This window comes from Microbacterium sp. F1-18 (assembly GCF_052921305.1).
Genome location: NZ_JBREVD010000002.1, coordinates 131,078 through 144,202, shown reverse-complemented (window position 1 = coordinate 144,202; position 13,125 = coordinate 131,078). Strand labels below are relative to the sequence as shown.

At 65.4% G+C, this 13,125-nt stretch carries 8 protein-coding genes and 1 other annotated feature; of the genes, 5 read left to right on the top strand and 3 right to left on the bottom strand.

Features of this window, described 5'->3' with window-relative positions:
• Positions 1 to 360: 360 nt before the first annotated feature.
• Both ACU6RU_RS04855 and ACU6RU_RS04850 read left to right on the top strand, forming a co-directional pair.
• A complete protein-coding gene (locus ACU6RU_RS04855) occupies positions 361 to 1,296 on the top strand; it encodes a hypothetical protein (RefSeq protein ID WP_446726042.1) in 936 nt (311 codons plus the stop codon).
• 35 nt (positions 1,297 to 1,331) lie between these two features.
• Positions 1,332 to 2,569 (top strand): IS3 family transposase gene (locus ACU6RU_RS04850; RefSeq protein WP_446726041.1). Its coding sequence is split into 2 segments (ribosomal slippage): positions 1,332 to 1,611 and positions 1,611 to 2,569, totalling 1,239 coding nucleotides; the frame shifts between segments, so codons are not numbered across the junction.
• Positions 1,604 to 1,720 (top strand) — a sequence feature (AL1L pseudoknot). It overlaps the preceding gene by 117 nt.
• A 27-nt stretch (positions 2,570 to 2,596) precedes the next feature.
• On the opposite strand, the gene ACU6RU_RS04845 is transcribed toward ACU6RU_RS04850, so the two are convergent.
• Positions 2,597 to 4,528 carry a DUF4209 domain-containing protein gene (locus tag ACU6RU_RS04845; RefSeq protein WP_446726040.1) on the bottom strand — a complete coding sequence of 644 codons (1,932 nt, stop codon included), beginning with the start codon at positions 4,526 to 4,528 and terminating at the stop codon, positions 2,597 to 2,599.
• 84 nt (positions 4,529 to 4,612) lie between these two features.
• Here ACU6RU_RS04845 and ACU6RU_RS04840 point away from each other — a divergent pair, with 84 nt between their 5' ends.
• Positions 4,613 to 8,590 (top strand): helix-turn-helix domain-containing protein, encoded by a 3,978-nt coding sequence (locus ACU6RU_RS04840; protein WP_446726039.1) that lies wholly within the window; start codon positions 4,613 to 4,615, stop codon positions 8,588 to 8,590.
• A 276-nt stretch (positions 8,591 to 8,866) separates the two neighbouring features.
• Here ACU6RU_RS04840 and ychF read toward each other — a convergent pair whose 3' ends face one another.
• On the bottom strand, positions 8,867 to 9,946 hold the full coding sequence (gene ychF, locus ACU6RU_RS04835) for a redox-regulated ATPase YchF (protein ID WP_301114852.1): 1,080 nt from the start codon (positions 9,944 to 9,946) through the stop codon (positions 8,867 to 8,869).
• Between the two features lie 109 nt (positions 9,947 to 10,055).
• Here ychF and ACU6RU_RS04830 point away from each other — a divergent pair, with 109 nt between their 5' ends.
• Positions 10,056 to 10,652 carry an exonuclease domain-containing protein gene (locus ACU6RU_RS04830; protein ID WP_446726310.1) on the top strand — a complete coding sequence of 199 codons (597 nt, stop codon included), beginning with the start codon at positions 10,056 to 10,058 and terminating at the stop codon, positions 10,650 to 10,652.
• 74 nt (positions 10,653 to 10,726) lie between these two features.
• On the top strand, positions 10,727 to 12,154 hold the full coding sequence (locus ACU6RU_RS04825) for a DUF222 domain-containing protein (RefSeq protein WP_446726038.1): 1,428 nt from the start codon (positions 10,727 to 10,729) through the stop codon (positions 12,152 to 12,154).
• Between the two features lie 300 nt (positions 12,155 to 12,454).
• On the opposite strand, the gene ACU6RU_RS04820 is transcribed toward ACU6RU_RS04825, so the two are convergent.
• Positions 12,455 to 13,117: a DUF6226 family protein gene (locus tag ACU6RU_RS04820; protein WP_289329653.1), complete on the bottom strand. Its 663-nt coding sequence runs from the start codon at positions 13,115 to 13,117 to the stop codon at positions 12,455 to 12,457.
• Positions 13,118 to 13,125 lie beyond the last annotated feature (8 nt).

The window sequence follows — 13,125 nt, the reverse complement described above, 5'->3', positions numbered from 1 at the left end:
GCCGACAGACCTGCGCGTCGGGTTTCGCGAAGCTCCACATCGCCACTTTGGCAGAAGTGGAGCGAGCAGGACTACACGTTGAAGCGGAACGATCCCGCGGGCCTTCGGCTGTGGTTGAGCCCGGTCGATCGAAAACGAAAATTGGGTCTGACCCGCAGGAACGCGTCGGCGGGCACGTTGGACGTCGTCGACGGTTGTCGACCTCGGCTGGGCTTTCTTGCGGACTATTTGCGGACCGCATTCGGACCACCGCTTCGTTAGCCTAGTTGGGTGAAGCGACTGCCCCGTCGACCTGAGCAGATCAAGACCCTCAACTTCCACGCAGCGGTCGATGTCCCTGCGCCTGGTGAGCAGCGGCGGGTGTCCGACCCCGCCCGGGTCGAGGCGACGGTCGCCCAGTTCGAGGCGGGTCTTCGTGATTCTCTGCAGTCGCCGTCACGCATCCGGGGCTGGGTGAGCGACCAGCTATTCGGTCTCATCGCCGCCGACCTGGGAGGGTGCAAGCTGGTCAAGCAAGAGGACGCCGGCGTCCTGTTCTACGAGGATGAGGTGAAGCTCCCGGACTGGCGGCTGACGCTGCTGTCGAACAAGAACATCCTGGTCGAGGTCAAGGCCGAGGATGACAACCACCCACGGTTATCCAGACTGCGCATCGCCGAGGTCGCCCGGTTGAAGAGCTACGCCCAGCTGAACGACTGCCCGCTGCACCTTGCGGTCCACTGGGTCGCGATGAGTATGTGGACGTTGGTGCCGATCGACGACTACGTCCGGGTCGGTGACCACTTCGAGATCGACCTCGAGACTGCCTTCAAGCGCAACCACTTGTGCTCACTGCTCAACGACCGCATGCTCGGGCTGAAGCCCCCGCTCGAATTCCGCCTGACGATGCAGGAGGTACGGGACGAAGACTGGGCAACCGAGGTAGCACGTGAGCCTGAAGAGGATGGAACGAAGGAATTGTCCCTGTTGACCACCGATGTCCGCCTCCTAGCCGGGGGCGAGGAGTTGGTCGACGAGAGCGAGACCGCGCTGGTCTGGTTCCTCATCCAGCACGCGCGTTGGCCGTGCGAGGAGAAGATGGAGGGCGCCGGCAACGGCGTGTGGGAGATGGTGTTCACGATGGCGTCCGACGAGAGCCACGGGGAGCAGGGCTTCGACATCATCGGGAGCCTGAGCGAGTTGTACACCCGGATGTTCTACTCCGGCACCACCTCGCTCGAGGAAGAGACGACCAAGCTCAGCATCGATGTCGAACCCGGCACCCTTCCGCGACTCGTTCCGACTGAATCGGCCTGACTTTTGTTCCGTTCTTCGAGTAAGGATGGAAGACGATGAACAGGAAGTACTCGCCGGAGATGCGTGAGCGGGCGTTGCGGATGCTTGCGGAGACGCGGCCGTCGCACCCGACGATGATGAGCGCCGCGCGGCATGTCGCGGGGCTGTTGGGGATGAGTCCCGAGACGTTGCGGTTGTGGCAACGTCAAGCGGAGGTGGATGCGGGCGCTCAGCCTGGGGTCACGACCGAAGCAGCGCAGCGCATCAAGCAGCTCGAGAAGGAGGTCTCGGAATTGCGGAAGGCGAATGAGATTCTCAAGGCTGCGAGCGTGTTTTTCGCGAAGGAGCTCGACCGCCCCTGACCGAGATGATCCGGTTCATCAACGAGCACCGGGATCGTTTCGGGGTCGAGCTCATCTGCCGCGTCCTGCGTCCGGCAGTTCCGGGGTTCCTCACCTCCCGCGGCTACCGCGCCGCCCTCGGTCGAGCGCCATCGGCCCGGCAGCTGAAAGATGAGCTGCTGGCACCGGAGGTCGCGCGGTTACATGCGGAGAACTACGGCGTCTACGGGCGACGGAAGATGCACGCGCTCATGCGCCGGCAAGGGTGGGACATCGGCCGCGACCAGACCGAACGCCTCATGCGACTTGCGGGCGTACGCGGCGTCCGCAAGTCGAAGCGAGTGTTCACCACGAGGAGCGACAAGACGACGGTGCTGCCTGCCGATCTGGTGAACCGTCGCTTCACCGCGCCTGCGCCGCGGCGGCTCTGGGTCTGCGACGTGACCTACGTCGCGACGTGGTCCGGGTTCGCCTACGTCGCGTTCATCACCGACGTCTACTCGAGACGTATCGTCGGCTGGAATGTCGCCTCGACGCTGCGGTCGGAGATCCTGCCGATGCAGGCGCTCGACATGGCCGCCTGGAACGTCGGCGGTCGCCTCGACGGACTCACCCATCACGCCGACCACGGGTCGAACTACACCGCGATGGTCTACACCGAGCGCATCGTCGAACTCGGCGCCGTCCCGTCGACGGGCACCGTCGGCGACTCGTTCGATAACGCCCCCGCCGAGGCAGTGAACAACCTGTACAAGACCGAGCTGATCCGCCAGCAAGGTCCCTGGCGGACGGTCGAGCAAGTCGAGCTCGCGACCCTGGAATGGGTGTGGTGGTGGAACAACTCCCGCCTCCACGGCGAGCTCGATATGCGCACCCCAACCGAGGTCGAGGACGCGTACTACGCTGACCAAGAATCAGGCCAGCCGGCACCTGCCGGACAAGGCTCCCGATAGGAACGAAAGTCAGGCCGATTCACCGGCTTACTCTTCGTGGTGCTGGTCTTGCGCCAACGCCCCCGCTTCGTTGTCGGCCGTGGTCTGCGCGGTCGGTTCGGTGTTCGCTCCGCCGGTTGCTATTGAGCCTTCGCCGGACTCTGCTGCCTGCGACCGAGCGCGGTCCATCATCTCGATGACCGGCCACGTCACCAGCCGAAGGCAGAACCACCACATGTAGAGCGCCGAGTAGCTCCACGCCGAGTCGTCATCGAGAAGGCCGTGCGCGACGTCATTGCGGAGGTTCGGACCACCCTGGACGACCAGCATCGCCTTCATCTCCATGACCATCCCTGCACCGAAGATGTCCTCGGTAGCGGTCATATCGAGAAGGGCGTTCAAACTCTTCTCGCTCTCCACGCCGTGCTCATCGACGAACAGCGTGTGCACGTCGTGCCGCCTCAGCATGACCCGCACGACCTGCTCCAGCTGCGGGACCAGAACAGAGACCGCAGCGCCGTAGTTGCCACCCAAGCCGAGAGCCAGGCCGTTGCCCCACAACGTCTCGTGGCCCTCGGGTACAGTCGGCGATTCCATGCACAACGACACCATGTACTGCCGACTGAACCGGTGCTCAGTAGTCAGGACCTCTTGCGCAGGCTGGATGATGCCCTTTCCGAGCAACTGGGAGTGAAAGAACACAGTGCGTACCGTCTCGGCCCAAACCGCGTCCTCATCGGCCTGACCGGACGACCCGGGCCTCGATGCGATCTTCCGGAAGTCAGACGAAAACGTAGAGGATCCGAAGATGTGGCTGATGGTGCCCTCCAGCATCTTCGCGGCGTTCTCGCGCGTACTGGCTTCATCTAGCGGCGGTGCGAGCGTCGCGAATGCAGCGAGCGCGTCGAACTTGTCCGCGTGACCTGAGACTTGCGACCGTGCGTAGGAAACGGACTCAGTCAGATCGACCGGGTCCGACTGGATTCGCATCATCTGCTCCATCGACGACTCCCGACTCTCGCGCAGCCGAATGCGGAGGCGGTCAGTGAGCTCGTCGAGTCCGTTCTCGAGCCGGTAGGAGCGCGGGATGGTTCGGAGGACTGCGATGGCCTTCTCCAGAAAATGACCCTCGACCAGCGCGCCCGCCTTCGGGTCCGTCTGAACGCGGGAATCGGCCTCTGCGATGTAAGTCCACGCAACGCGCTCGGTCGCCGCGTTCGCCGCCGCCGCGTCCGAACCACCGAGCCATGCGAGCGCCTCACGCTCCAGATGGCGTGACAGGCGCGGCGTTACCGACGACGCCTTCGCCGCGAGCGCGAACAACGCTTCGCGCACCTCAGCGCGCCCGGCCGCGTCGACACGACCGTGCTGGCGCAAGGTTTCGGCGAACCCCACTGTTCTGAAGTTGTCTGTCACCTGGCCAGCCAAGACCTGAGCCTTCAGCGCGTCCGACATTTCCTGCGCCCGGGCCTGGCCATCCGCGCCGCGCCGCGCTGCAAGTGCGAAGGCCCGAACCCATGCGTCCTTCCCCACGCTGAACCACACATCGCCCGTCAGCGGCGCGGCCCGGTAGGCGTCAATGGCTCGGTCTAACATCGCGATGTCCGACCGGTCCCCGTAGACCCAGGCGACATCAGCGACCCGAGCCCGCAGATCATCACGTTCGACCAGCGGAGCGATACGCTCCAGCAAGGCCACCTGGTCAGCGTCTAGATCCGCCGGTACTACCGTCCGCTTGCCACCGAACTGCATCGCGGGTGTGAACGGCTCCAACCAGTCCTCAGCGTTCAACATCGCCGACGAGACCATCGCCAACACCTGCAGCACTAGTTCGTGAAGCCCCGTGACAGATAGATCGGCAGCCGCCCGCTCGAGATGCGTTGACAACAACTCTGGCGGCTCATAGGGGTCGTCAAGCGACGCCGCCGCCAGCACGTCGTCCCACCACGACGGGTCGATCGTGTCGCTCACCGGATCCATGTCCGCTCCTCCGCCTCGTCTTGTCTGCACCACTCCCGTTGCCGCTTCAAGTACACAAAGTCTACATGCAGCTATGCTATTAGCGTGAATGGTACTGTTCCTGAGTTCCTGAACGTGCGTGAGACAGCCAAGCGACTGGCCGTGCACGAGAACACCGTGCGGGCGTACGCGAAGCAGGGATTGCTCCCGGATGCCCGGGTGCCGGGAACGTCGTTCTACAGGTTCCGTGCGAGTGACGTGGAACGCCTCAGAGCGCAGCGCGGAGCGCCCGCCGTGAGCCTTGCTGCCGAACGACGAACCGCCAGTCCCGAATATGCGACTGCAAGCCAGCTCGCGTTGTGGCCCCAGACCAACGCTCGCGAAGCTCAGGACCGGCTTCCAGAGTTGGTGCGTAGGCTCTTGTTCGAGACCCCCGGGGCTGGCCAAATCTCAATTCGGACAGGCGATGGGGTTGCCCTGGCCGGCAAGGACGGGGTAGCTACCCTTAATGGGCAGACGCAATTGCTGCCGGCCGGACAGATTTGGTTCGAGTTCGGCACCGATAAGGACTCCAAGCGCAAAGCCACCAAGGACTACGACGGACGAAAGGGCGAGGCATCGCAAGATGTCACCTTCGTCTTCGTGACAGTCCGCCGATGGCAAGGCAAGGATTCGTGGGCCGCCGACCGACGAGCCGAGAAACTCTTCAAGGATGTCCTCGTCATCGATGCGGATGACCTCGAAGCTTGGCTGCAGATTGCGCCCGCCGCCCACCTGTGGATCTCGGAAACTCTCGGTCTTCGACCCCGGGACGCGCTGACGCTGGAGACATGGTGGGACCGCTTCTCCGCTGCGACCGAACCGGCTCTTCCACTGAAGCTCTTCATCGCCGGGCGGGCTAAGGAGGCGCAGCGACTGCGCTCCCTGCTTGGTGAGGAGCCGAGGATTACGTCGATCCAGACCGAGTGGGTCGACGACGCCTTGGGGTTTCTGCATGCGTGCCTTAAGCCCGACGACGACAATTCGAGTGAGCCCGGCGCCGTCACAATCGTCCGGTCGATGGGCGTCTGGGATCGAACGGTGGCACTCCCAGGGCCTGGGATCTTGGTGCCCGACTTTGACAATGCAGACGTAGCCCGCGCCCTTGCTAGCGGTAGGCATGTCGTCTCTATCGTCGATAGCGGCTCTGCCGTGCGCCGCAGCGTTGACATTCGCCTGCCGAGGGTTGGCCGAAACGAGGCGGCCGAGGCCTTCCGAGCAGGCGACGTCGAGTGGCGCCACGCCGATCGCCTCGCGGTACTTGCTCGTCGGAGCATGCCCGCATTGGCGCGGCGCCTTTCGCGCTCGCCTCGCGTGCAGCAGCCCACGTGGTCTCGGCCGCCGCTGGCCGACGCTCTCGCCGCACTGATGCTGGCCAGTCGTTGGACAGACCACGCCGAGGACCTGCACGTCCTGAGCGAATTGGCCGCCATCCCGTTGGTCGACCTACAGCGCGCTATCGCCGACGCCAGTCGCGGATCCGATCCGGCGATCCGGAACGTGAAGAATGTCTTTGTTTTCACCTCCTTGGAGGAGGCGTTCCTCGAGCTTGGCAACCGGGTGTCGTCAGATCTGGCATCGCGGTGGGCAGAGATCGCAACCAGTGTTCTCCTGGACCCAAATCCCTATGAAGGCCTCAATTCACACGAGCGGATCGCCGCTCAAATGAGGGGGCAGCGTCGAACCTATTCTCCTGCCCTGCGGCGCGGCATCGCCGATAGCCTCGCCCTGGCAGGAGCGATCGAATCAGACCCCGGTGGCACCAATCACGCTTCCTCAGTGGCCGAACGGGTTGTGCGCGACGTTCTGCGTCATGTCACTACCGGCTCCAAGAGTCACACTTGGGGAGCGATCGCCGACTTGCTTCCGCTTCTTGCCGAGGCCGCTCCAGAGATTTTCCTTTCGGCGCTGGAGGATGACCTTGCAACCAGCGAGCCGACCGTCGGTCGCATGTTCCAGGCCACTGACGATCCGCTGGCACTGGGGCCCTCGGGTCAACAGCATCACCTGTTGTGGGCCTTAGAAGTGCTCTGCTGGTCGCCCGACCACCTCGTTCGCGCAACACAGATCCTGACCGAACTCTGCCGCTACGAACTGCCGGAGAACTCGAGCAACAGTCCCCTCGCAAGCATGTCGACCGTCCTTTGCGGATGGATTCGGAACACTGGCGCAGATCTTGCGACCCGACTCCAAGCGCTCGATGCCTGCCGGGTCATAAGCGAGACGACAGGTTGGGCTTTACTCAAGGCGCTATGGCCCGACAGCAATGCCTGGATCTCGCCGCCCAATGAGCCGCGCTATCAACTCTGGAAGCCCCCCAGCGACCGGATGCCGAACAGCGAATGGTTCGCTTTCGCGACGAGCCTGGTCGACCGAGCACTCGCATGGGCCACGGTAGACCGCACCGCTCTGCCGTGGTTCGTGGAAGCGTTGTCCACGGTGGGTCCGGACGACGCGAATCGGATCATCGAGTTCCTCGAGGACGAAGCATCGCGCGGCGACTTGGATGAAGACGTTCGACTTGCCCTGTTCGAACAGGTCCGAGAGACCTCAGCGCGGCACGCGCGTTTCCAGGACGCGGACTGGGCGATGCCGGCGGAGCGACGCGCCCGCTTACACAATCTGGCCGAATTGCTCCAAGTTGCTGATGACCTACGCCGGTTCGCATATCTCTTCAGTTGGCACCCCGACCTGTCGGGTGCAGAGCTGAACGACTACGAGCACTACCGGACAGCGCTGGAGGCGAAACGGCGCGAGGCACTTGACGTTCTGTTTGCCCGCGCCGACGCATGGGAACAACTCGGTGCAGTAGCGGCCCGAGCTGAGGCTCCAACGCAGGTCGGCTGGGCTCTGTCAACCTACGAGCCGATCGATGCTCTCGACACCATGCTGGAATGGCTGGTATCGGATAGCACGGCGCTTCAGGGAGCCGCCGCAACGTGGGTCCGTTGCCACCTCGCCGTTGATGGACCAGCGGATCTGAGGCGAGCGCTCGAACGGGGCGACGTGGGGAGCGAGGCCCTGAAAAGACTCGTGCTCAACGTCCCGACGGAGAGCCGGTTCTGGGAGGTTCTCCGCGAGTTCCCACACGCTGAGGAGCTCTTCTGGTCCGAGGCACCTTTCGAGGTCGTTCCCCATGAAGATCTCCCTCGTGCTGCCGAGTTGCTCCTTGAGCGAGAGCGAGCTTGGTCGGCGATTGCGATCGTGAGCCACGGCATCTTCAACCCGACAGCGGACGAGAAGAAGCATCTCCCGAGCGCACCGCTGGTCCTATCCGTCTTGCGCGCGGCGATCACTCAGGACCCGGGTCGGGCCGGGATCTCACAGATGACCGGTCACTACGTGGGGACGTTGCTGGACCACCTGGCCGCAGCCGACGTGTCGGTTGCCGACCTGGCATCTCTGGAGTTCGGCTATTTCAGGCTCCTCGAGCACAACCGCGAGCCACGTGCCCTTAACCGGGCTCTCGCCTCCGATCCTGCCTTGTTCGTTGATCTCGTTCAACGCACGTTCCGGGGCACAAACGAGCCTCGCCGCCAGAGCAAGAGCGCGGATCCGCTAACCGAGCACGCTTGGTGGGTCCTTCGCGGTTGGCACGGCTTCCCGGGACGACAGGAGGACGGCACACTCGATCAAGCTGCAATGCAGGAGTGGGTCAAGCAGGCTCGTCTGCAACTATCCGACCTCGACCGAGCGGACATTGGTGACGAACTGATTGGCCAAACCTTTGCTCAGGCGCCTGTCGACGTCGACGGAATCTGGCCACCCGTTCCAGTTCGAAATCTCATCGAATCGATCGGGAGTCGCAACCTCGAGAACGGCGCAATCACTGGCCGACTGAACACCCGCGGTGTCACCTGGCGTGGTGCCTACGACGGCGGCAGCCAGGAGAGAACGCTGGCTGAGCAGTACAAACGATGGAGTCTGGGGGTCCAGGCGCATTGGCCCCGAACCGCACGGATCTTGCGCGCCATTGCAGAGTCCTACGAACGGGACGCCGTCCGTGAGGACGAACGAGCCCAACTGGACCAAGATCTGGACTGACACCGCTGGCAGCCCTGGCGATGAGCGCCATGGCCTTCGCGTCGTTCATCACCAATTTCGGGCAGCGCTCGGGCCTGAGGTCCGCTTCTTTCGTGAACTGATCCCGTACCTGCGCCACACCGCCAGAGTCACCTAACGGGCGGGTCTCTGGCAGCATTCGGGATCCGAAGACGGCTCTCCGAAAAGCCGGATCGAGCCAGTCACGCTAGATTTCTTGCGGATTGTGTGCGGACTGAGAGATGTCCCACCCCCTCTGACCTGCGGAAACGCGCCGATTCACACGTTGAAGCGGAACTCCACGACGTCGCCGTCCTGCATGACGTAGTCCTTGCCCTCGAGGCGCGCCTTGCCCTTGGCGCGGGCCTCGGCGACGGAGCCTGTCGCGACGAGGTCCTCGAACGAGATGACCTCGGCCTTGATGAAGCCCTTCTCGAAGTCGGTGTGGATCACGCCGGCGGCCTGCGGAGCCTTCCAGCCCTTGCCGATCGTCCAGGCGCGTGCTTCCTTCGGACCCGCGGTGAGGTAGGTCTGCAGGCCCAGCGTGTCGAACCCGATGCGAGCGAGCTGGTCGAGGCCCGACTCGTCCTGACCGGTCGAGGCGAGCAGCTCGGCGGCTTCCTCGGGGTCGAGGTCGATGAGCTCCGACTCGATCTTCGCGTCGAGGAACACCGCCTGTGCAGGCGCGACGAGCGCGGCGAGTTCCGCCTTGCGCGCGTCATCCGTGAGAACCGCCTCGTCGACGTTGAAGACGAAGATGAACGGCTTGGCCGTCAGTAGACCGAGCTCCTTGATGGGCGCCAGGTCGATCTTGGAGTCGGCTCCCGACAGCAGCTCGCCACGCTGCAGCGCATCCTGCGCCGCCTTGGCGGCCTCGAGCACGGAGGGATCGAGCTTCTTGCCTCGAACCTCCTTCTCGTAGCGCGTGATCGCCTTCTCGAGCGTCTGGAGATCCGCGAGCTGCAGCTCGGCATTGATCGTCTCCATGTCGTTCTGCGGGTTCACCGCGCCTTCGACGTGCACGACGTCGTCGTCGGCGAAGCCGCGCACCACCTGGGCGATCGCGTCGGCCTCGCGGATGTTCGCGAGGAACTGGTTGCCCAGGCCCTCTCCCTCCGACGCACCGCGCACGATGCCGGCGATGTCGACGAAAGATACCGCCGCGGGGAGGATGCGCTCGGAGTGGAAGATCTCGGCCAGCACCTTCAGGCGCGGGTCGGGGAGGTTCACCACGCCGACGTTCGGCTCGATCGTCGCGAACGGGTAGTTCGCTGCGAGAACCTGGTTCTTGGTCAGGGCGTTGAAGAGGGTCGACTTGCCGACGTTGGGCAGTCCTACGATTCCGATGGTGAGAGCCACGGGCATCCAGTCTACGTGGCCCGCCGACATCACCCCCGACCGGTCCGAATCGCCCGGGACGGCGGCGCGCCTCACCGTCGGCTCTCGGGTCGCGGGTGACGCTTGTGACGTGCCCCTGGACTTCACCGCGATCGACTTCGAGACGGCGAACTCCTCCAGCGCGTCGGCATGTTCGGTCGGGCTCGTCCGCGTCCGCGACGGCGAAGTCATCGCGTCCGACGGTTGGCTGATCCGCCCGCCCTCGGGTCACGACCGCTTCTTCGACATCAACGTCTCGATCCACGGCATCACCGCCGACGCTGTCGAGAGCGCCCCCGGCTGGGTCGCGCAGCTTCCGCGCCTGCTCGACTTCATCGGCGACGACGTCCTGGTGGCACACAACGCCGGTTTCGACATGGCCGTCTTGCGTCGTGCCTGCGAAGCCACGGATGCCGCACTGCCCGCGCTCCGCTCGGTGTGCAGCGTGCAGCTCTCGCGCAAGACCTACCAGCTCGATTCCTACCGGTTGCCCCTGGTGGCCGCGGCGGTCGGGTTCCTCGACTTCGCACACCACGACGCCTTGGCGGATGCGCTCGCCTGCGCGCACATCACGATTGACGCGGCTCGCCGGGCCGGTGCGCACGACCTGGTCGAGCTCGCGATGCTCCTGGGCGTGCGCGTGCCCGAGCACGCGCCCATCGGCGCTTCGCTCCTGAGCCCGGCCTGACGGGATCGGTGGGGCGCCGTCCGGGATGTGGACAGCGGCCTCACGATGTCGGAGGTCCGTGACAGTATTCGAACATGCATTCGAATGGCGGACTCAGCGGCGGGATGGGCAGCGACGGCGACGTCGACGCCCTCGCGATGCTCGTCGCGGATGCCGAGGGTGCGGCGGATGATGCGCGGCTGGCGCAGATCCGTGAGGTTCGGGTGCTCGCTGCCGCCGGCGCGCTAGCCGAGCGGCAGGCTTCTGGCGCGTCCGAGCGCGTGAAGGCGCGCGAGATGGCGTTGCGCGGAATCGCCGCCGAGCTGGCCGGGGTGTTCGTCGCGACCGACCGGACGCTGCAGCGGCGAATCGACGAGGCGCGCGATCTCGTAGACAACTACCCGCTCACGATGGCGGCGTGGGAGGCAGGCCGGATCGTCCGCGCTCACGTCCGGGTGATCCAGGAGGTGGGTTGCATCGTCCCGGCGGCAGATCGCGCGGAGTTCGAACGCGTCGCGATCGAGAAGTGCGAAGGCGAGACCCCCAACCGGGTGCGCGACGCACTGCGGATGGTGGCCGAACGCCTGCACCCGCGCTCGTTCACCGAACGGCATCAGGAAGCCGTCGCGGGGCGGTGCGTGCGAGTCCAGCCCGGCCCAGACGGGATGTCGGACCTCATCGCAACCCTGCCGACCGTCATCGCCGACGGAATCGTCGACCGCCTCACCCGGCAAGCGCGAGAGATCATCACCGCCCGCGCGCAGCCCGACGCCCCCGCCGCGCGAGCCGACGCAAACGGCGCTGCTCCCGGCATCCCCGCCGCCCGAGCCGACGCAAAAGGCACCGAAACCGATGCTGACACAGCCATCCACGTCGGGTCGTCGTTCGTCGACGACGCCCGCACCATCGACCAGGTCCGCGCAGACGTCTTCAGCGACCTCCTCCTCGCCGGGACACCCTCCCTCGACCCCACCGACGCAGGAGACGGCGACGGGACCCTCGGCGCGATCCGCGCACACGTCCAGGTCAGCGTCTCCGCCCTCACCCTGATGGGCCACGACGAAGGGCCAGCCGATCTCGCGGGACGCTCCCCCATCGACGCGGCCACCGCACGCGAACTCGCCGGCAACACCCCCTCCTGGGCCCGGCTGCTCACCCACCCGGTCACCGGGACAGTGCTCGAATGCGACACCTACCGGCCCACGAACGCGATGATCCGGCTCCTGCGGGCCCGGGACCGGCACTGCCGGTTCCCCGGATGCCGACAACCCGCCATCCGCTGCGAACTCGACCACACCATCGCCGCCTCCCACGGAGGGCCGACGCACGTGTGCAACCTCGCGAACCTCTGCAAACGACACCACGACGTCAAACACCACACCCGATGGCACGTACGACAACTCACCGGCGGGAGACTCGTCTGGACCTCACCCACCGGACGGGTCTACCGCCAAGACGCACCCCCACCACTCGTCACCTTCACCGCGACAGACCCACCCGGCCCCGAGACTCCACCGTTCTGACGAGTCCGCCGGTTCGGCGTGCGCCAGTCGCCACCGGTTCGCCGTGCGCGAGTCGCCGCCGGTTCGCTGGCGCGGGCCGCCGATTCGGCGTACGCACGACCGCGGGCTCTGCGGGTGATTCCCCCGCCTCCCGATGACGCGCATTCCGATGGGCTTCCCCTTATGAGCTACGCGACCCCTGCGATCTCAGCGCGACACTCGTGAGCTGCGCGCAACGCGCACCGGCGTCGAGGAATGCGACAGCACGAAGGTGAACTCGCGTCATGGCTCCCGTGATCACAGTGCTCCTCTGGGGAGGAACTACGCACCACCGACCGACGCCCCCTGCGCGCGCGGCCACGGGGCCCACCCGTCCGGTAGGTCGCCGAGCACCGCGCTGGCCCTCGACAGCCGATCCGCCGGGAATTCGTCTACGCGCGATTGGCTGGACCGGCCGCCCTCGGGGTATGTGAAGGCGTGCCGCACCGGAAGCTCGGCACCGGGCACGATGGCCTCGCGGAAGTTCCCGCTCACCACGGCGAACATGTGCTGCTCGAGATCCGTCGCGACAGACCGCCACTCCTCGTCGCACGCATCGCAGCCGCAGTGCGGGTAACGCGCGTCGTGCAGCAGCCCCGAGTGCACCGAGATGCCCGGGTACACGTCGAAGACGACGGTCAGGGTCGCACACCGCGGATCGGACGGGCGGAGGCGCACCGCTCGTACGACGTCCGAGAAGCTCGGCCTGTTCAGGTCTCCGGCGACTGCGACACCCTCATCCACCACGACGTCGTACTCGTCGCGCAGGTGCGTGATGAGTGCGTCGGCGACAGAATGCAAGGGCGCGAAGCGCTCCGGATGCGTATCGACCGAGTACGTGTCTTCGGGCGGCGATCCCGGCCAGCGGTTGCCGTACTCGATGATTCTTCCCTCCGCGTCGCGGAAGACCGGCGCATCGATCTCGGGCCGCACGTAATCGCTCATTCCCGCAT